The sequence below is a fragment of the Acinetobacter lwoffii genome (genome assembly GCF_024129715.1).
Classification (GTDB): domain Bacteria; phylum Pseudomonadota; class Gammaproteobacteria; order Pseudomonadales; family Moraxellaceae; genus Acinetobacter; species Acinetobacter lwoffii_U.
In genome coordinates this window covers 73831-94192 of sequence record NZ_JAMXXM010000001.1, presented here as the reverse complement: position 1 = coordinate 94192, position 20362 = coordinate 73831, and the positions used below count along the sequence as shown (strand labels likewise).

The following is a 20362-nucleotide window of genomic DNA, read 5'->3' as shown; positions in this document are numbered from 1 at the left end:
ATGGAGCGAAGAATGAAAACAATATCTGAATGGTTCGATGAATATAGTGACAGCCATCAAAATAAAACCAATAAGCTGATTCACTGGGTTTGCGTACCGACCATCTATTTTTCGATTATTGGCATTCTAGCGCATTTCAGCGCTTTGCTGACTACCCTGCTACTGGTTTTGGCTTTTATCTTCTATGCACGCCTAGATCTTGTTTTGGCAGTAGCGATGGCTGTATTAACGTTGGTGATGGCTTGGCTCATCTGGATTCTGCCAGTCGGTACCGGTTTCTTTATTGCCCTGTTTGTCTTAGCCTGGATTGGCCAATTTTATGGGCACAAAGTGGAAGGTAAAAAGCCTTCGTTCTTCAAAGACCTCCAATTCCTCCTCATTGGCCCAATTTGGTGCATGGATGCCTATTTAGGTAAAATCCTACCGAACTGGAAATCGCGCCATAACAGCGCAATTATGAGCGTTTAAACGCCATATTCGATTTAACCAATTGGAAGAACCTTATTGATAGGTTCTTCCTTGATGTTTTAACCAGCCATCGACATGTTTTCGCGCAGGGTCATGATGCGTCCAGTGAATCACCCCGCCCTTGTCACTGTATTCATATTCTCCATAAAACTCGACCTGATCCTGTTTTTGAATACTCTGAATACGCGGTGCCAGATCGATATTATGTGCAACCAGTACAGTTTGGCCATTTGGTAATTTGAGGATAAACTTTTGATGGCGCGATCCTTCATGATCATCTGGCAAAACGGCAATCACCTGCCCGCTTGAACGCACTTGTAGATCACTCTGGCGCTGTTGAAACGCCCGTGCAATTCGGTCCAGATCATCAGTCGTTTGAGAGGGTACTAAATTAGGCTCTGAATCAAGCGTTTCAGTTGTAGTATCAGATGCGGATGGAATAAGTGGTTGGGATTGTTGTAGATCCAGGCCCAGATAAGCAGCAATCAACAGTGCAATGACTGCACCGATGCTCAGATTGGTTTTATTTGGCATTTTTATAACTTTTTTATTAAATGATGAATACATGATCTGAGCTCTATCACCAAACCCAAATCCTATTCTTGAATTGCTAATGAAGAATAAATCAACATAAAAAAGCCCCATCAATCAGATAGGGCTTTTTCTAATTCCTAAGGAATTATTTTGCAGCAGCTTGAGCAGCAGCAACTTCTTCAGCGAAGCTCATTTCTGCTTTTTTCTCAATGCCTTCACCAACTTCGAAACGAACGAAGTTTGCAACTGTAGTACCAGTTGCTTTAAGAACGTCTGCAACTTTCTTATCGTTGTCGATTACGTACATTTGACGCTCAAGCACAACTTCATTCAAGTATTTCTCAACAGAACCTACAACCATCTTCTCAACGATATTTGCTGGCTTGCCAGATTCAAGTGCTTTCGCTTCAGCAATTTCTTTCTCTTTCGCGATAAGCTCAGCAGAAACGCCTTCAGCATTTACAGCAACTGGGTTGAACGCAGCAACGTGCATTGCCAAGCCTTTACCTGTAGCTTCATCACCAGTGTAAGAAACAACAACACCGATTTTAAGACCGTGTTTGTAAACTGCAAGGTTTTCGCCTTCAACAATTTTCGCACGACGTACTTGGATGTTTTCACCGATCTTTTGAACAAGAGCGATACGCGCTTCTTCAACAGTTGCACCATCTTCTAGTTTCAATTCAGCGATTTGAGCAGGATCAGTTACGTTTGCAGCAAGTGCAGCAGCAGCAACTTTCGCAGAGAAACCAGCAAAGTTTTCGTCTTTTGCAACGAAGTCAGTTTGACAGTTAACTTCTAGAAGAAGTGCTTTGTTGCCGTCTTGAGCAATTGTGATTGCGCCGTCAGCAGCAATGTTACCTGCTTTTTTAGCAGCTTTAGCTTGACCAGATTTACGTAGGTTGTCGATCGCTAGTTCAACGTCGCCGCCCGCTTCTGTCAAAGCTTTTTTACATTCCATCATTGCAAGACCAGTACGATCGCGCAATTCTTTAACCATGCTTGCTGTAACTGCAGTCATGTTTATCTCCTAAATTCGGTAGAAAATGAATTCTTTTTAGAACAGAAACGGCCCAGAGGAGTTCTCATGGGCCGCCTGCATACATAACGCTTACTTTGCCACCATCACATGTCGCAAAAATGACAAGCTAGCGTCAAACGCATTAAGCCTCAGAAGCTGGAGCTTCTTCTGCTTTAGCTTGTGCATTTGCTTGTGATTGAGCATATTCTTTACCAGCAAGAATCGCATCAGCCATAGCAGAAGCATAAAGTGTTACTGCACGGATCGCATCATCGTTACCCGGGATAACGTAGTCTACGTTGTCTGGGTTAGAGTTTGTATCAACGATACCGATTACAGGAATACCAAGGTTCTTAGCTTCTTTGATTGCAATCGCTTCGTGATCAACGTCGATTACGAATAATGCGTCAGGTAAACCACCCATGTTTTTAACGCCGCCTAAGCCACGCTCAAGTTTTTCCATCTCACGAGTACGCTCTAGAGCTTCACGTTTAGTCAGCTTAGCGAAAGTACCGTCTTGAGATTGAGTTTGAAGGTCTTTTAAACGGTTGATAGATTGGCGAAGTGTTTTCCAGTTCGTCAACATACCACCTAACCAGCGGTGATCTACATATGGTTGACCAGCGCGTTGAGCTTGTTCACGGATGATCGCAGAAGCTGCACGTTTAGTACCAACGAACAAAACTTTGTTCTTTTTGCTAGCCAAGTTGTTAGCAAAGTTCAAAGCATCATTTAACGCAGGAACAGTGTGCTCAAGGTTGATGATGTGAATTTTGTTACGCGCACCAAAGATGTAATCACGCATCTTTGGATTCCAGAAACGAGTTTGGTGACCAAAGTGCGCGCCAGCTTGAAGAAGGTCGCGCATGCTTACGTTGTAATCTGCCATTTTCTTTACCTTAAAGTTTGGGTTAGGCCTCCATATACCCGCATTCTCCACCCTAAAGGGCACCCAGAGTAATGTGTCGATATATGTGCGGATTTTTTGCCTCATCGCACAAAGCCCGTGAAATTTATTCACGAAAAAGCATTTGATAAAATGGGCGGCTATTTATACCATAGTCACACACAAATTTCCAAAAGTTTTTAGAGATCATGAACAACACTTACCAAGCTCCACGTCGACTCATCAAAACCTCTGACGAAATTGAAAAAATGCGTGTGGCAGGGCGACTGGCGGCAGAAGTTTTGGATATGATCAAACCGCATATTGTTCCGGGTGTCACCACTCTGGAACTTGATACGATTTGTCATGACTATATTGTCAATCAACAACAGGCGATTCCTGCATGCTTAGGCTATGGCGCTGCACCGGGTCGACCTGCCTTCCAACATACCATTTGTACTTCTGTGAACCATGTGGTGTGTCACGGCATTCCATCAGACAGTAAAAAATTGAAAAAAGGCGACATCCTGAACATTGATGTGACCGTGATTAAAGATGGCTATCATGGTGACACCAACATGATGTACATCGTGGGTGGTGAAACCACGATCCTTGCCAACCGTCTATGTAAGGTAGCGCAAGAAGCCATGTACCGGGGTATTGAAACTGTAAAACCAGGTTCAACCATTGGCGATATTGGTCATGCCATTCAGCAGTATGTTGAATCTGAGCGTTTTGGCGTGGTACGTGAATATTGTGGTCACGGTATTGGTACGACTTTCCATGACGAACCGCAAGTGCTGCATTATGGTCAACCAGATACTGGCATGGTGCTTGAAGAAGGCATGACCTTTACCATTGAGCCAATGGTCAATGGCGGCGACTGGAAAACCAAATTACTCGGTGATAAATGGACTGTGGTCACCAAAGATCATTCATTATCGGCACAATATGAACATACGATTCTGGTGACTAAAACCGGCGCGGAAATTTTAACAGCGCGCCCGGACGAAGATTTGTCACGCTTTAGTGCGTAACCACAACATCAACAACACAAAATGGTCACTTTAAAGTGGCCATTTTTATTTTATATTTCATGCATTCATATGCATGACCGAGATGTAACAAGTCTCTTCTCTCCTGCTCCGAGCATATCGAAATTCAAGATAAAGTTCGGCCAATACACCATTTTTTCCTTAAAGTTTTCCAAATTCTTTTGCCCTATCTGCACCATTTTAGGCTAAGATAATGTGCTTTTTATTTTTTTATCCCTATAAGAAGGAATACTGCCGTGGACGTACGTCTCTCTGATCGTGTGAATGCCATCAAACCGTCCCCTACGCTTGCTGTGACCAACAAAGCTGCTGAATTAAAAGCTGCAGGTCATAACGTGATTGGTTTGGGCGCAGGTGAACCAGATTTTGATACCCCTCAACACATCAAAGATGCAGCAATTGCAGCGATTAACAACGGTTTCACCAAATACACCGCTGTTGACGGTACGCCAGGTCTTAAAAAAGCCATTATTGCTAAATTCAAACGCGACAATAACCTAGACTATGCAGCAAACCAGATCCTGGTTTCTTGTGGTGGTAAGCAATCATTCTTTAACTTAGCTTTAGCTTTGTTAAATAAAGGTGATGAAGTAATCATCCCAGCACCATTCTGGGTAAGCTACCCGGACATGGTGATCATCGCTGAAGGTGTTCCTGTTATTGTGAAATGTGGTGAAGAACAACGTTTCAAAATCACCCCTGAACAATTAGAAGCTGCAATCACGGACAAAACACGTCTAGTGGTATTGAACAGCCCATCTAACCCTACAGGTATGATCTACACTAAAGCTGAGCTTGAAGCGCTGGCTGACGTACTTCGTAAATACCCAGAAGTGTATATCGCATCTGATGACATGTACGAACCAATCCGTTGGGATGACGAGTTCTACAACATCGCAACAGTTGCACCAGACCTTTATGACCGTACGATTGTGTTAAACGGTGTGTCTAAAGCTTATGCAATGACTGGCTGGCGTATCGGCTACGCAGCGGGCCCTGCTAAACTGATTGGTGCAATGAAGAAGATCCAGTCTCAATCGACTTCAAACCCAACTTCTATTTCGCAAGTTGCTGCTGAAGCTGCATTGAATGGTCCTCAAGACGTTCTTGAGCCAATGATTGAAGCATTCAAACGTCGCCATGACTTGGTTGTGAAAGGCTTGAATGATATTCACGGTATTTCTTGCCTGCCTGCTGATGGTGCATTCTATGCATATGCCAACATCAAACCGTTGATTCGTGCCAAAGGTCTTAAGTCTTGCACAGAATTCTCTGCATGGTTACTGGAAGAAACTGGTGTTGCAGTGGTTCCTGGTGATGCATTCGGTCTTGGCGGTTTCATGCGTATCTCTTACGCAACGGCTGACGAAGTACTTGTTGATGCACTTGCACGTATCAAAAAAGCTGCTGATTCTATCGAAGGCGTTGATGCTGCGATTGCTTCAATCGAAGCTGAAAAAGCTGCAAAATAATCTAGCTTGCTAGATAAAAAACCCGCGAATTTCGCGGGTTTTTTTATGTTCTTCAACATGTATTAAACAATGAGCCGTATTCGCTTATAGCTCAAGTATTTCATGAGTAAACAAACAAAACATAGACTTGCTGCAATCGTGTACGCAATACTCAACATCCACCAAAAACCATGAATCCCCAATGCATTGCTTTGCCAATTGAACAGTGTCATTGAATGATACGCCACATACCAACCACCACCCAAGCCCACGACCAGCACCGTACTGATAAAAATAAACATCGGTCTGACAATTTCTCGCCAGCAACGTAGCATTGCCAAACTAATCACCAGTAGCGCATCAAAGATATGCATCCAACACATTAACAAGATCAATGCCAAGGCTAATGCAATCACCTGCGCATCATTGCTAAATAACCCCACAATCCAACTATCTAAGCCCCAAATAGTCAACACGACAACGATAGCTATTAGCATCACAGCCATCAGTGCCCGCTTACTGAGTTGCCATGCAGCATCAATCTGCTCCGCACCGATTTTAGTCGACACCAAAATACCGAAGGCGGATGCCATCGACATCGGCAACATAAACATCAGGCCCAATAAACCAAGCATCACCTGATGTGCATTCACTACAATGTCACCCAAAGGCAAGATCAGCAAGGCAATCGCGCTGATGGCAAATACATCCACAAACGTCACCACCGCATTGGGCAATCCAATTTTTAAAATTTTCAACAAAGTCTGCCAGTGAAAGAAAACACCAGACCACTGGATCTTTAACTTCTGCTCAAGGAAGAAAAAATAGTAAACAAACAACAGTACCCACTGCACAATTAAATGTGCCATGAATGCACCTTCAACCCCATAGCTTGTAACATAACCCTCAATGCCATAAATCAAGACATAAGCCAAAGCCACTTTGAGCAGTAAATAGATCATATTGGCGTAAAACACACGCTTAGCCTGCCCACAGGCTTGGGTGAAAATATATAAAATACGCAACAATAAATGCGCTGGAATCGTCCAAGCCAACAGCCACAGACATGGCACAATCAATGCCTGTAAGGCCGCACCTGCCTTTAAAAAATAAAGTAAAGGAGTCGCATAATTAAACAAGTACATCGCAACAGCAGAAATCACCAGTACAATCAAAATACTTTGCTTCAGGATACGTTGGATGTCCGCATAATCCTGACGCCCATTGGCTTCTGCCAACTCTTGCATCATGCCCTGTAACACCCCAATACCCGTCACAAAGCACAAAGAATAAACAGACAAACAGACTGCCAATGCAGCCACATGCTGAGGTGAAAAATGTGATAGAAAAATCACGTCGAACAAACCACTTAGCATAATAATGGCATTACTGAGAAAAATAGGCACCCAAAGATGCAGAAACTGTTTCATCACCCTATCACTCGATTTTTTAATTCTTTTATAAGATTCGTTTTTTTTGGCAGATTATTTAGATCTGAGATATTTCATTAGAAATGTATACCAGTATCGTGCCATAAATTATTCTATTTCTTATTTTTTATAAAAATGATTTTACTCAGGTGCAGGCAATATACTTCTTACAAAATAATCCGCCATTCCTATACCAGATTGCTATTATCGATGTCACAATTTTGAATTAAACCTCAACAACTCAAGAATAATGACAGGAAAAGTACAATGAACCCAAAAGAAATGAGCGGTTTAGCATTACTGGAAGCGATGCGTGATGAAAAAATCCCGGCCCCAAGTATTAGCGAAACCATGTCGATGCAACCAGCAGTGATTGAAAGCGGAAATGTAGAATTTAAGGTCAAAGCTGATGATCGACATTTAAATCCGCTTGGCGGCGTCCATGGTGGTTTTGCTGCAACCGTTTTGGATACCGTGACAGGCTGCGCGATTCATACTTTACTTGAAGCAGGTGTCGGTTATGGCACCATTGATCTGAATGTAAAGATGTGCCGCCCCATACCTCAGAATCAGCCACTGAAAGCCGTAGGAAAATCAATTAATCTCAGTAGAAATTTAGGTATTTCTGAAGGTCAGATTCTGGATGAAGAAGGTCGCCTGTATGCTCATGCCACTGCGACCTGTATGATTATTCGGACTGAATGAATATTGGTAGCCTGCACAACTCATCAGGCACTTCATTTAAATAATACTACTTTTCGCCTGTCCCGCTTCAACACATGACAAGCGTGGTCGAGTTAAGCCTTGAAACTCAAAATAATGCTTGGAAACATTGGCTAATTCCACATCTTGTGTTTGTGTTATTGAGGCTTGCCACGCTTTAGACTGATTGGTTCCCGTCAAAAGATTCCCAGAAATGGCATAGATATAAAGATCTTTGTCTTGCTCTTTCAGATAGTCTGCATTCAGGAAAACTTCAAAGTTAAATTGACGTTCAGTTTCTACCAACCATTTTTCTGCAAACCATAATTGCAGCAAATCACCTAAATAAAGTGATTTTTGCGCCAAGGGCCATAGCGTGATATAAGCGTCTTTAACCGGGATATAATACTGTGCAGGATCAGCAATAATTTGCAGATAGTTTTCTTGATAATAAGCCAGTTGAGAGAAAATTTGAGGGATGCTGAGCGTATTCATTCGCTGTCTCCGGTTTAGCCATTTTTGTGCTGGCAAGTAGGTTTAAATCCACACTGTTTGACCATTTGGTCAAACGACTTTATGGTTTTAATCTAGCAAGTGAAATTTATTCTGACAAGTATTTTTCGTGAAATTTATGCAATTGCCTAAATTAAAAACAGACAGGCTGTATTTATAATAAATATGATAATTTTTGCTTGACCCCTGTCAAAATCTCTCTATAATCGCTTTCAGATTCTCCAATAGCTCAGTCGGTAGAGCGACGGACTGTTAATCCGCAGGTCCCTGGTTCGAGCCCAGGTTGGAGAGCCAAATTCAAGAAAGCCCACTCATAATGAAGTGGGCTTTTTTATTACTTAAAATTTGACGGCTTGTTATTTTCAAATATTTAAAATAAATAATTATTTTCAATCCCTCATAAAACTCGATATATAAATACCCCTCTTTTCAAAATTTCGAGATATAAAAAATCCCCCATAGATGGAGGATTTTTAAACTGTCACCGAGATTAAGCCGCGTGAGCCGGAACACCGCTATGAAAACGGAAAGTATCATCAGGCGCGAGAATCAGCTGTTTTTCAACTTCACGAATATGCAGGATTCGCTCCTGAATATCCTCTTTCGGATTTTTCAGTTTCGCTGTGGTTGCCACATCCATTGCCAAAGCCAGATAGTCTTCAAAATGGCGAGATTCGGACTTGAGCAAGTAACGGTAGTAACGCGCCAGCTCATCATCAACACGCGAAGCAAGTGCGTAGAAACGCTCACAGGAACGTGCTTCCACAAAGGCACCAATCACCAAGACATCAATCAAGGCTTCAGGTTCAAAAGTCCGGATTTCTTTGCGTAAACCGCCAGCATAACGCCCTGCACTCAAGTTCTGCCAAGCCTGACCGCGCTTGTTCATTAGTTCAAGTACTTGCTCATAATGCAGCATTTCTTCCCGTACCAGCTGCGCAAGCTTCACCTGTAGATCAACAAAATAGCTATAGCGAAACATCAGGTTCATGGCCGTGCTGGCTGCTTTTTTTTCACAGTTGGCATGATCCTGCATCAAAATTTCAAGATTTTCGACTGCCATATCCAACCATGCTTGCGGTGTTTCACAACCGAGGAAAGCAATCACCGGCTGCATCAGTTCATCATAATTAATATTCGACATAATTACTCTAATCTTAACGCGCTGACTTAATCACGGCTTTCATTTGCTGAACCGCTTGTGCTAGACCGACAAATACCGCATCCGCAATTAAAGAATGACCAATATTGAGCTCATGAATCTGCGGAATCGCGGCGATTGGCGTTACGTTATCCAGATTTAAGCCATGACCTGCATTCACCACCAGACCTTTCGATGCAGCATATTCAGCACCTTTCACAATGCGTTCAAGTTCCGCTTGTTGCGCTTCTGGAGTTTCTGCATCGGCATAGGCGCCTGTGTGAATCTCAATCGTCGGCGCACCACAAGCAACTGCTGCATCAATTTGTGCAAAATCAGCATCAATAAATAAAGATACATCACAACCAATGGCTGCCAGCTCTTGAGTCGCTGCTTTTACAGCATCAAAATTACCCACGACATCTAAACCACCTTCAGTGGTCACTTCTTGGCGTTTTTCAGGCACAAAGCAAACATGCTGCGGCTTGATTTCCTTGGCAAAGGCGATCATTTCATCCGTTACCGCCAACTCAAGGTTCATACGGGTTTTTAGCGCAGGACGCATACGACGTACATCGTCATCCTGAATGTGACGACGGTCTTCACGCAAGTGCAAGGTAATGCCCTCTGCCCCCGCCTGTTCGCAGATCAATGCAGCATTGACTGGGTCTGGGTACGTCGTACCACGTGCTTGTCTTAATGTTGCGACATGGTCAATATTGACACCAAGTAATGCAGCCATAATCTTTTCCTAACTACGATTGAGATTGAGAGTTTTGAATCCAGAGTTGTCGACTTTTAAGCGGTCGATCACCAAGCAAGGCCGTGATCACCTGTCGATACAGTTTCGTCAGTAATTGTAACTGTTCCGGATTAAAATCCCCACCATTTTCATGCGTCAACATGCTTAAAATCTGTTGACCGGAGATAGTGGAGCGCAAGGCCTTAGCCGATGGCATAAAGCCAGCATTGAGCTGAAAATAATAATGTTGCTCAGGATTAATCTGCGCCTGATTGGCATCTACCGAAAAATCCAGACCATAACCGAGTTCTTCCAACAAAACATGCTCAAACTGGCGCAAGATCTGTTTTAAATATAAATTTGGATTGGATTGTGCGGATAATTGCTGCAATGCAGTCAAAGTCTCAGCATATTTGGCAAAAGTTTGCGGCATTTCGACTTCTAAAGGACATAGCCGCAACAGGATTTCATTTAGATAAAAACCCGAGAAAAAAGCATCGCCAAAAAAGAAAATCGGCTGATTGACAATTTCCAGTTTAGTAAAGTTTTTGAGTTCGGATTTACCTGAAGCCTGCAAGCGAATGGGCTGATACTGTGGTGGTGGCATTTGCCTGAGAATACCATCTACCCTGCCATATTCTTGGGTAAATAAATGCACAATATGACTGCGTTCACGGTACTTACGATGATGAATCAAATAGCCATGCAGTACTTCATTACGCATAAGCGGGTACTTTAATCCTTATCTTTTTTTGATTTTTTATCATCTTCTTCGTCATCCCCATCCGGGATCACTGCACCCACAACAGCCGCAGTACCTTTGACTGCGACTTTTGTGGTTTTATAAGCCACCTTGACAGGAACCGTGACCACTTTATGAATACAGCCTTGCAGGAATAAAACACATACAACTACTGCTAACACTTTTATCATCACGGCATTCCTTAAAGGGTCTTACAAATTTTTATCGCTTAGATATCACTATAACCTAAGCTTTTTAATGCACGCTCATCATCAGACCAGCCACCTTTGACTTTCACCCAAAGGGTTAGCATGATTTTTTGCTCGAACATTTTTTCCATGTCGAGACGCGCATCCATACCGATTTTTTTCAGTTTGACACCTTTTTCACCAATCACAATGGCTTTTTGGCTCGGACGATCGACAAAAATCGTGGCATCAATATACGTACAGGCTGCCTTCATACGACCGGTTTTTTCATTCAAGACCGGTTCTTCAGTTTTGAAGGATTCGATCTGAACGGTCAAATCGTATGGAAGCTCTTCACCCAGTTGGCGCATGATCTTTTCACGGATAATTTCAGATGCCAGGAAACGCTCTGAACGATCGGTTAGTTGATCCAGCGAGTACAGTGGTGGCTGGAATGGAAGATACTTGGCAATCGTGTCACGCAAATGTTCAAGATTGGCACCACGAAGCGCAGATACCGGTACGATTTCTGCAAAGTTCATCAGCTTTTCGCGTTCACGAATCAGCGGCAGAGCTTCGTTCTTGTTTTCAAAAGTATCCAGCTTGTTAATCACCAGAATGACTGGCATTTCAGCATTTTTTAGCTTTTCCAGAACCAGGTCATCGTTTGGCGTCCACTTTTGTGCATCCACTACGAATAAAACCAGGTTCACATCACGCAAAGCCGAATGTGCCGCACGGTTCATCATTTTATTGATGGCACGGACTTCTTTTTTATGCATCCCAGGTGTATCAACAAATACTGCCTGAGATTTTTCACGTGAATCAATCCCCACGATTTTATGACGTGTGGTTTGCGGTTTACGTGAAGTAATCGAAAGTTTCTGACCCAGAATATGGTTCATTAAGGTAGATTTACCCACATTCGGGCGACCTACAATGGCAACAAAACCACTGCGATAATCCGATGGGATTTCGGTGCCTTGTGCGCTAAAAAATTGACTAATAAGGTCGTGACTGTCGCTTTGCGACTCGTGATCAGCATCAATGTGATCGGAATGAGTAGTCATTAAGACTTATGCTCCAAAAGTTTCAAAATATCCGCCGCAACGGCTTGTTCAGCAAAACGCCGACTCGCGCCTTCGCCTTGCATAGTCGGCAATCCCGCAATCTGGCATTCCACTTTAAAATGCTGATTGGGTGCATCACCTTGAATATCTACAACCTCGTAAACTGGGAGAGGTTTCTTACGTGCTTGTAAATACTCTTGTAAGCGAGATTTAGGATCTTTAAGCTGATCTGTGGGCTCAATATGATCTAAATAGGGTTCGTACCATTTTAACACAATCGGTTCTAGCACAGTGAGATCACCGCAGTCGACATAGATTGCGCCAATAATGGCTTCTACTGTATCTGCCAGTATAGACTCACGATGATGACCACCAGATTTCAATTCACCGGTACTGAGAATTAAATTCTGGCTCAGTTTTAAATCATTGGCGATTTTTCCTAATGCTTCCTGACGAACCAGGGTTGCACGCATACGCGTCAACCGGCCTTCATTTTCGCTTGGATAGGCATTAAAAAGATAATTCGCAATGATCATCCCTAAAAGAGAATCGCCCAGAAATTCCAGGCGCTCGTAGTTGTGTTTATGACTGACTGAACGATGAGTCAATGCCAGTTTCAGCAAATCAGCCTGTTTAAACTGATAGCCGATCCGTTTGGCAAGACGTTCATCATTTAGCTTTGACTGTGCTTTGATCAAACTCTTTCTCAAACTTCATCACTAAATCGATATTCATTATGAAATTTTTACGAATTTCATAATTCTTGTGCACCTGTAAACCATCGGTATTGGTGACTTTGGCAATTTCGTCAAACTTCAGATCACGAATATTATTCATGTCTAAACGCTGACTCATCTGTTGACGGAATGTTTCTGGCGTTATATTGGCTGGAGCACTTTTTAACAGCGCCTCAATCTCACCATCTACCATACGATCATCGAAGTATGGTCCCCACACCGCAATCGCCACTTTTGCAAGAAATGCAAAGCCCACGATTGCAATTAAAACCCCAATATAAGAAGCACCTTGTTGATGTCTCATTTTTATTTTCCTGATTGAAACAATTAATCGATTGTTCCGTTTCGACCAAACGATGGCAATTTAAAGCCAGGTTCTTTATGCATCCAGATATAGAAGGCACGACCTGTTAAGTTTTCTTCCGGAACAAGCCCCCAAAAACGACTGTCAGCACTCTGATCGCGATTATCCCCCATCGCAAAGTAATGACCTTCTGGTACTTTCACTTCCCAATATAAACCATTTTCACCTGAATATTTACCATTTTCCAAGTAGTTAATAAAAGGTGCCTGACGAGCGACATTCACGCCTTCCAGCTCACGCATGGTAAAGGTATGCTCACCCAGGGTTTCTTTATGGTAAATGGCATTTGGAGTATCTAAACGGTCTTTTTCGCGGCTAAATTTTACTGGAACTTTCGCTACTTTTTCACCATTAATGCTCAACTGGCCATGATCATAAACAATATGATCGCCTGGCAAGCCGACAATACGCTTGATATAACTGATGGTCGGTTGCGGTGGATAACGGAATACCGCCACATCACCACGTTCCGGACTGCCGGTATCAATAATTTTGGTATTGACCATAGGCAGTTTGATGCCATAGTCAAATTTATTCACCAGAATAAAATCACCAGTTTCCAGCGTCGGCACCATCGAATCGGACGGAATATTAAAAGGTTCATATAAAAACGAACGCAGTACCAGCACAATGGTCAGTACCGGCCAAAAGTCATAAGCCCAGGTGATAATAAAATTCTCCTGGCCCTTACCTCGGGTTTGTCTTTGTTTCAAGACAAACTTGTCTAGCAACCACACTGTGACAAAAAACAGGGTCGCAGGCACAAGAATCAAATTAAAATCAAAATCCATGGGCTTATATCCTTATTATTTTAGCGTTCGACTTTTAATACAGCTAAGAACGCTTCTTGCGGGATTTCTACGCTACCCACCTGTTTCATGCGTTTCTTACCTTCTTTCTGTTTAGACAGAAGTTTTTTCTTACGTGACACGTCACCACCATAACACTTCGCCAATACGTTTTTACGCATCGCTTTTACAGTCGAACGGGCAATGATTTGCGCACCAATTGCCGCCTGAATCGCGACATCAAACATTTGACGTGGAATCAGGTCTTTCATTTTTTCAACCAGTGCAATACCACGATGGCGTGCATCGTTACGGTGACAGATCATCGCCAAGGCATCGACTTTTTCACCATTAATCAGCACATCTACTTTAACTAAAGATGAGCTTTCAAAACGGACAAAGTTATAGTCGAGTGAGGCAAAACCACGTGAACATGACTTCAATTTATCAAAGAAGTCCATGACCACTTCGGCCATTGGAATTTCGAAAGTAATAGAAACCTGATTCGCCATAAACTTCATGTCTTTTTGCACACCACGGCGCTCAACACATAATGTCATGACGTTACCTAGGTATTCTTGCGGCACAAGGATATGACATTCAGCAATCGGTTCACGTAAATCTTCAACCGTTGAACCATCCGGCATTTTGGATGGACTGTCGATATAAATCGTCTGACCATTCTTCATCACCGCTTCATAAATTACGGTTGGCGCAGAAGAAATCAGGTCAAGATCATACTCGCGTTCCAGACGTTCCTGTACGATTTCCATGTGCAGCATGCCCAAGAAACCACAGCGGAAACCAAAACCGAGCGCATCTGAACTTTCAGGTTCAAAGAACAAAGCCGAGTCATTGATTTGCAGCTTGTGCAATGCTTCACGGAAAGGTTCAAAATCGCTGGCATCAATCGGGAATAGACCAGCATAAACCTGTGGTTTCACCTTTTTAAAGCCCGGCAATGTTGCCACTTCAGGTGTGGTTGCCAAGGTAATCGTATCACCGACTGGCGCACCGAAAATATCTTTGATACCGGCAATGACAAAACCAACTTCACCCGCTTCCAGCATACCGGTTTCAGTATGTTTCGGGTTAAAGATACCTACAGAAGTAATAATATGCGTTTGACCAGTTGATTTGATCAACATCTTGTCGCCTTTACGCACTCGACCCTGCTTGACCCGAACCAGAGAAACTACACCAAGGTAGTTATCAAACCATGAATCCACAATCAGCGCTTGTAATGGCGCTTCGCGATCACCCTCAGGTGCAGGAATTACATTGACCAGTGTTTCAAGCACACCTTCAATACCTAAACCTGTTTTTGCAGAACAGGTCGGCGCTTCTGTGGCTTCAATCCCGATAATGTCTTCAATTTCCTGAATGACACGTTCAGGTTCAGCTTGCGGCAAGTCGATCTTGTTCAGTACCGGAAGTACTTCCAGACCTTGTTCAATTGCGGTATAGCAGTTAGCAACAGACTGTGCTTCTACGCCCTGCGCAGCATCTACAACCAGCAAGGCACCTTCACAGGCAGCAAGGGAGCGTGAGACTTCATACGAGAAGTCGACGTGTCCCGGTGTATCAATAAAGTTCAACTGATACTCTTGACCGTTGGGATGCGTATAGTACAAGGTTACCGAAGTGGCTTTAATGGTAATCCCACGTTCGCGCTCAAGCTCCATTGAGTCAAGGACTTGAGCCTGCATTTCACGATCTTGCAAGCCGCCACAAGTTTGAATAAAGCGATCCGCTAGGGTCGATTTACCGTGGTCAATGTGCGCAATAATCGAGAAGTTACGAATGTTTTTAATATCAACAGATTTTTTAGCTTGCGCCATGGGTTACCTTGAGAAAAAACACGTTATGTAATTTAAAAATATTACATAACAAAAGCCGAATAGAAATTGCGAAGGATTATAGCAGAATGGTGATCTAGAAAAAGAATTATATTTTTTCCTTTATTCCCTAGGTCGCGTACACCTCAGTCAGATGAAATCTGGATCACCATGATTAGAAAATAGCTCCCCAGCTCCACTTCTTCCTCAATATTATCCAGATGTACTGCTCAAACTGGAAAATGTTGTCTCATTAATCCAGATGTAAAATTGAAAAATCAAAAGGATTTATATGTTCTGAAAGTGGCTGATATGCTTGGGTAAATGTCGGTGACATGCGTTTGGGACGTCCGGTGGCCATTTCGATACAGGCCCATTGGGTACTTCCAGTAAACAACAGAATCTGATCCTGTGGTCGATAAAATGCGTATTGTCTAAATGAATACAAGGCATTGATATCATTAAGCCAGGTGCGCAGAATAATCTCGTCGCCTTCAAAAGCCGCCTTGCGATATTGCACCTGATGCTCAACCGCGACCATGGCATGTTTCAGCTCCACATATTGCTTGAGTCCCAAACCCAGCTTTTCAATATGAGCTGATGCGACATCCTGCATCCATTGCACATAGATCACATTGTTCACATGACCCAATCCATCAATATGTTTGGTTTGAACCGTTAATGCAAGATCAAAAATACCGCTCACTGTGCTCTTATCCTTTCCATGATTTTAAGGCTATAGAGTCTACCGAATTTATCGCTCGGGTAAATTGCAAAAAATAAAAAACCGCTTCTACAAGCGGTCTTTCACGAAAATCTAGCAATCTTATGAGATACGCATTCCGACTACCGCAAGTTGACCCTGACGAATCAAGGTCACGCGCGCGATGCTACCCTTTTTCAGTTCAGACACCTCTTGCACAAACTGATTGGAATTCAGTACTGTCTGGTTATTAATTTGGGTGATCACATCATTCGGCATGATTCGTGCCTGTGCAGCAATACCACCCGGACGTACATCCTGAATCACCACACCGCCTTTAATTTCTAACCGCGCCAGCTCTGCTGGACTTAAGTCACGAATTGAAACCCCGATCACTGGTCCTTTACTTGGTTGAGCCTGTGTGCCTGCTTTTGCCGGGGTATCATCTGGTGCCGCACTTAAAGTCGCTGCAATACTACGACGTTTATCATCACGCAAGATTTCAAGTTGTACCTGTTGCTGAGGTGCAGTACGGTTCAGATAGTTCAACAATTCACTGGTACGTGAGATTGGGGTACCGTTGTATTTTAAGATGACATCACTAGCACGCAGACCTGCACGTGCAGCCGGTGAGTTTGGCGCAACCTGAGTCACCAGGGAACCTTCAGGCTTAGGCAGATTATAAGATTCAGCCAGGTTACGGTCGATATCCTGCAAACTCACCCCCAGATATGAACGCGTCACTTTGCCGTTCTTCTTCAATTGATCCGCAACTTCCATCGCCACATCAATCGGGATCGAGAAGGACAAGCCCATATACCCACCGGTTCCACTAAAGATCCGTGAGTTAACACCGACTACTTCACCACGCTGGTTAAATAGAGGACCACCTGAGTTACCCGGGTTCAATGCTACATCTGTCTGGATGAAAGGTACTGCAGTTTCGCCCATCATATTACGCATTTTGGCACTAACAATTCCGGCAGAAGCGGAATAATCAAAACCAAATGGTGAACCAATGGCGAGTACAGGCTCACCAACACGTAAGTGTCCGACATCTCCTGTCCGTAATTCTGGGAAATTCGAACCATTTACCTTCAGCAAAGCTACGTCAGTTCGTGCATCACTACCGACAACAGTGGCATCAATTTCACGACGGTCATTCAGGGTAATTGTAACTTTGGAAGCATCCTCAACCACATGATGATTGGTTAGCAGATAACCATCCTTGCTGATAAAGAATGCACTGCCATAGCCCGTCTTTTCCTGTGGCATACGCTGCTGCGGAATAATCACCTGATTGCCAAAAAAGCGGCGCAGAATTTCTGGAACTTGTTGTTGTAAGAGCTCTTCTTCGCTCATTTTTTTAACGACATTGACACTGACTACAGCAGGACTGACCTGCTCCACCAGATTTGAAAAATCAACCGGCGTAACCGCCTGCAACTGTGCAGCACTCATGGTGAGGGTCGCTGCAAATAATCCTTTTTTTAAGTCTAGAATTTTCATATAAATTATTCACTCAAATTGTTGATAAATTTATGTAAATAGGTTTTATCACAAACACTGTAAAGTTTAAGTAATAATATGTTTCAAAACGTCGCTCTGGACAATATCTCATTATCAAAACCCTAAGTTAAGACTTTGATTAATTTTTTTCATCAATAAATGAGCACTTCAACGCTTGCCTTTTGTACAAAAAAGCGCTGTTATTACCAAACTTTTTTTAAAATTAGCTGATGGACATGTCTAATTTATCCCTTACCCATCAATTTGACGTCATTATTGTGGGCAGTGGCGGTGCCGGTTTAAGTTTAGCCTTATCGCTCCCAGATCATTTTAATATTGCAGTCTTGGCGAAATCCACCCTGACAGATGCCAGTACTTTTTATGCTCAAGGCGGTGTGGCCGCAGTACTGGATGAAATGGATTCGATTGAACAGCATATTGATGACACCATGATTGCAGGCGCGCAACTGTGTGAAATGGATGCGGTTAAACAGACGGTAGAAGGTGGCAAACCTTCAGTTGATTTCCTGCTGAAACACGGCGTGCAATTTACTCTGGATGAACAGGAACAGTTACATCTCACCCGTGAAGGTGGTCATTCACAGCGCCGAATTATTCATGCGGCCGATGCGACTGGTCGTGCCATTTCCACCACCTTGGTACAACGGGCCCAAGAAAAACAGAATATTAAAATCTTTGAAAATTATATTGCGATTGACCTGATCTGTTCACAAAAGCTCGGTTTAGACGGCGATAATCGTGCGCTGGGTTTATATGCCCTGGATGAAACAACTGAAAAAGTGCATACCTTCTTGGCTCCATTTACCGCCCTTGCCTGTGGCGGTGCTATGAAAGCTTATCTTTACACCTCAAATCCCGACATTGCCACGGGTGATGGTATTGCCATGGCTTATCGTGCCGGCTGCCGGGTCGCCAACATGGAATTTAACCAGTTTCACCCGACCTGCCTTTATCATCCACAAGCACGTTCTTTCCTGATTACTGAAGCAATGCGTGGTGAAGGCGCTTATCTGCGCCTGCCTGATGGTGAACGCTTTATGCTGCGTTTTGACGAACGCGCCGAACTCGCACCGCGTGATATCGTGGCACGTGCCATCGACTATGAAATCAAGCGGCTCGGTATTCGTCATGTCTGGCTAGACATTACCCATAAAGATGAAAGCTTTGTCAAAGAGCATTTCCCTACCCTGTATGCTCGTTTGCTCGAACTGGGTATTGATATTACTAAGGACATGATTCCAGTTGTTCCGGCAGCCCATTACACCTGCGGTGGTGTCATAGTCGATGAAAACAGTCAGACTGATATTGTCGGCCTCTATGCGATTGGGGAAACCTCTTATACTGGCCTGCATGGTGCTAACCGTATGGCCAGTAACTCACTTTTAGAATGTTTTGTCTATGGAATGAGTGCGGCCAAGCACATTCAGGAAAATTTTAAGACCGATCAGCCAGCTCCTGTAGTCCCAGTTTGGGATGATTCTCAGGTGACCAACCCCGATGAGGATGTCGTAATTCTGCAAAACTGGGATGAGCTACGTCAGACCATGTGGAACTATGTTGGCATTGTTCGCACGACCAAACGCCTGGAACGTGCGCTACATCGTATTGAAATGCTGAAAAAAGAAATTACCGAGTATTATCAGGATTACCAGGTCAGCAAAAATCTGATCGAGCTGCGCAATCTGGTGCTGGTGTCCGAGATGATCGTGCGCTGCGCCATGCACCGTAAAGAATCTCGCGGTTTGCATTTCACCTTGGATTATCCCGAGCTGCTACCAGAATTACGCAAAACAGTCCTGGTCCCACCAAATTTTGAAGTGGAAACGCCTTTGGTGAATTGTTAAAAGTATATGGAGATAACACCCTTGGGTGATATCTCCTTTTCTTTTTAGATTTTTATTTACTCAAAGGTAGCTTAGGCTATTTATAGCCAGTATTCTAATTTCAAATATTTAACGTTGTGGTGGAATTGAATATGTTCCGGTCACATGCGCCACAGGTTCTTCATGATCTATCGAATAAATCCAGACTTCTCCCACGATCAGTGCCTTGCCGACCTTGATCAGCTTACATTCTCCCCGTATATCCGTTCCACCAGAAGGTTTACGTAAAAAATTGATATTCAAGTTAGTGGTCACGGCCAAACCGACCAATCCAATTTCACCCAGAATGGCAACATAAAGAGCAAAATCCGCCAAGGTCATCATGGTTGGACCAGAAACGGTACCGCCTGGACGCAACTCCTCTGATCTCACCTGATAAAGTAGAGTGGCTCCACGCGGAGAAATGGCTTCAATCCGGCACTTCTCCAGGCTTTGTGGAAATTCTTGTTGTAAAAATTGTTCTATCTCTGTTTTGGTCGTTTTCATCTTATTAAAAAAATCTTCTATATCAGTCTTAATATAGAAGATTCTTCACAGATAAACCTAGAGAAAAATTAAATAAAAATTATTTTAATA

Annotated in this window: 22 protein-coding genes and 1 tRNA gene; 6 read left to right on the top strand and 17 right to left on the bottom strand. The window is 43.3% G+C overall.

Annotated elements, in window-relative coordinates; genetic code table 11:
- Window positions 1-12: 12 nt before the first annotated feature.
- Window positions 13-468 (top strand): Mpo1 family 2-hydroxy fatty acid dioxygenase, encoded by a 456-nt coding sequence (locus tag NI462_RS00465; RefSeq protein WP_005106461.1) that lies wholly within the window; start codon window positions 13-15, stop codon window positions 466-468.
- 33 nt (window positions 469-501) lie between these two features.
- Here NI462_RS00465 and NI462_RS00460 read toward each other — a convergent pair whose 3' ends face one another.
- From NI462_RS00460 to rpsB, 3 genes are all read right to left on the bottom strand, one after another.
- On the bottom strand, window positions 502-1002 hold the full coding sequence (locus NI462_RS00460; protein WP_253158655.1) for a DUF3465 domain-containing protein: 501 nt from the start codon (window positions 1000-1002) through the stop codon (window positions 502-504).
- A 145-nt stretch (window positions 1003-1147) separates the two neighbouring features.
- Window positions 1148-2023 (bottom strand): translation elongation factor Ts, encoded by an 876-nt coding sequence (tsf, locus tag NI462_RS00455; RefSeq protein WP_004279049.1) that lies wholly within the window; start codon window positions 2021-2023, stop codon window positions 1148-1150.
- A gap of 142 nt (window positions 2024-2165) precedes the next feature.
- Entirely contained in the window at window positions 2166-2912 is a 747-nt protein-coding gene (gene rpsB, locus NI462_RS00450; RefSeq protein ID WP_004279050.1) for a 30S ribosomal protein S2, read from the bottom strand.
- A gap of 206 nt (window positions 2913-3118) precedes the next feature.
- Here rpsB and map point away from each other — a divergent pair, with 206 nt between their 5' ends.
- Both map and NI462_RS00440 read left to right on the top strand, forming a co-directional pair.
- Window positions 3119-3946 (top strand): type I methionyl aminopeptidase, encoded by an 828-nt coding sequence (gene map / locus NI462_RS00445; protein ID WP_004645609.1) that lies wholly within the window; start codon window positions 3119-3121, stop codon window positions 3944-3946.
- A gap of 254 nt (window positions 3947-4200) precedes the next feature.
- The gene (locus NI462_RS00440; RefSeq protein WP_005106458.1) at window positions 4201-5436 is read left to right on the top strand and encodes a pyridoxal phosphate-dependent aminotransferase; all 1236 of its coding nucleotides are present in this window, start codon (window positions 4201-4203) and stop codon (window positions 5434-5436) included.
- A 62-nt stretch (window positions 5437-5498) separates the two neighbouring features.
- Here the strand turns inward: NI462_RS00440 and NI462_RS00435 are convergent, their stop codons facing one another.
- On the bottom strand, window positions 5499-6845 hold the full coding sequence (locus NI462_RS00435) for an MATE family efflux transporter (RefSeq protein WP_253158653.1): 1347 nt from the start codon (window positions 6843-6845) through the stop codon (window positions 5499-5501).
- A gap of 267 nt (window positions 6846-7112) precedes the next feature.
- Between NI462_RS00435 and NI462_RS00430 the strand changes: the two genes are divergently transcribed.
- Window positions 7113-7550 carry a PaaI family thioesterase gene (locus NI462_RS00430; RefSeq protein ID WP_253158651.1) on the top strand — a complete coding sequence of 146 codons (438 nt, stop codon included), beginning with the start codon at window positions 7113-7115 and terminating at the stop codon, window positions 7548-7550.
- 36 nt (window positions 7551-7586) lie between these two features.
- On the opposite strand, the gene NI462_RS00425 is transcribed toward NI462_RS00430, so the two are convergent.
- Window positions 7587-8042 carry a hypothetical protein gene (locus tag NI462_RS00425; RefSeq protein WP_253158649.1) on the bottom strand — a complete coding sequence of 152 codons (456 nt, stop codon included), beginning with the start codon at window positions 8040-8042 and terminating at the stop codon, window positions 7587-7589.
- Window positions 8043-8278: 236 nt separating this feature from the next.
- Between NI462_RS00425 and NI462_RS00420 the strand changes: the two genes are divergently transcribed.
- A tRNA-Asn gene (locus tag NI462_RS00420) sits at window positions 8279-8354 on the top strand.
- A 196-nt stretch (window positions 8355-8550) separates the two neighbouring features.
- Here the strand turns inward: NI462_RS00420 and NI462_RS00415 are convergent.
- The 11 genes from NI462_RS00415 to NI462_RS00365 form a co-directional block, all read right to left on the bottom strand.
- Complete coding sequence (locus NI462_RS00415) at window positions 8551-9204, bottom strand: MiaE family protein (RefSeq protein WP_253158647.1); 654 nt, start codon at window positions 9202-9204, stop codon at window positions 8551-8553.
- Between the two features lie 13 nt (window positions 9205-9217).
- Complete coding sequence (pdxJ, locus tag NI462_RS00410) at window positions 9218-9943, bottom strand: pyridoxine 5'-phosphate synthase (protein ID WP_164542953.1); 726 nt, start codon at window positions 9941-9943, stop codon at window positions 9218-9220.
- A 13-nt stretch (window positions 9944-9956) separates the two neighbouring features.
- Entirely contained in the window at window positions 9957-10667 is a 711-nt protein-coding gene (gene recO / locus NI462_RS00405; protein WP_253138082.1) for a DNA repair protein RecO, read from the bottom strand.
- An 11-nt stretch (window positions 10668-10678) separates the two neighbouring features.
- The gene (locus tag NI462_RS00400; protein ID WP_005263469.1) at window positions 10679-10876 is read right to left on the bottom strand and encodes an NF038104 family lipoprotein; all 198 of its coding nucleotides are present in this window, start codon (window positions 10874-10876) and stop codon (window positions 10679-10681) included.
- A 38-nt stretch (window positions 10877-10914) separates the two neighbouring features.
- Entirely contained in the window at window positions 10915-11943 is a 1029-nt protein-coding gene (gene era / locus NI462_RS00395) for a GTPase Era (protein ID WP_004279061.1), read from the bottom strand.
- Complete coding sequence (rnc, locus tag NI462_RS00390) at window positions 11943-12641, bottom strand: ribonuclease III (protein ID WP_004279062.1); 699 nt, start codon at window positions 12639-12641, stop codon at window positions 11943-11945. The genes era and rnc overlap by 1 nt, the downstream gene beginning before the upstream one ends.
- Window positions 12613-12984: a DUF4845 domain-containing protein gene (locus NI462_RS00385; protein ID WP_253158645.1), complete on the bottom strand. Its 372-nt coding sequence runs from the start codon at window positions 12982-12984 to the stop codon at window positions 12613-12615. The genes rnc and NI462_RS00385 overlap by 29 nt, the downstream gene beginning before the upstream one ends.
- Before the next feature lie 23 nt (window positions 12985-13007).
- Entirely contained in the window at window positions 13008-13835 is an 828-nt protein-coding gene (gene lepB / locus NI462_RS00380; RefSeq protein ID WP_253158642.1) for a signal peptidase I, read from the bottom strand.
- Between the two features lie 20 nt (window positions 13836-13855).
- Window positions 13856-15673, bottom strand: a complete 1818-nt coding sequence (gene lepA, locus NI462_RS00375) for a translation elongation factor 4 (protein WP_004279065.1) — start codon at window positions 15671-15673, stop codon at window positions 13856-13858.
- 250 nt (window positions 15674-15923) lie between these two features.
- On the bottom strand, window positions 15924-16376 hold the full coding sequence (locus NI462_RS00370; RefSeq protein WP_219308918.1) for an acyl-CoA thioesterase: 453 nt from the start codon (window positions 16374-16376) through the stop codon (window positions 15924-15926).
- Between the two features lie 120 nt (window positions 16377-16496).
- The gene (locus NI462_RS00365; protein WP_253158640.1) at window positions 16497-17882 is read right to left on the bottom strand and encodes a Do family serine endopeptidase; all 1386 of its coding nucleotides are present in this window, start codon (window positions 17880-17882) and stop codon (window positions 16497-16499) included.
- A gap of 230 nt (window positions 17883-18112) precedes the next feature.
- Here NI462_RS00365 and nadB point away from each other — a divergent pair, with 230 nt between their 5' ends.
- A complete protein-coding gene (gene nadB / locus NI462_RS00360; RefSeq protein ID WP_253158638.1) occupies window positions 18113-19747 on the top strand; it encodes an L-aspartate oxidase in 1635 nt (544 codons plus the stop codon).
- A 108-nt stretch (window positions 19748-19855) separates the two neighbouring features.
- Here the strand turns inward: nadB and NI462_RS00355 are convergent, their stop codons facing one another.
- A complete protein-coding gene (locus NI462_RS00355) occupies window positions 19856-20272 on the bottom strand; it encodes a PaaI family thioesterase (RefSeq protein ID WP_164542957.1) in 417 nt (138 codons plus the stop codon).
- Window positions 20273-20362 lie beyond the last annotated feature (90 nt).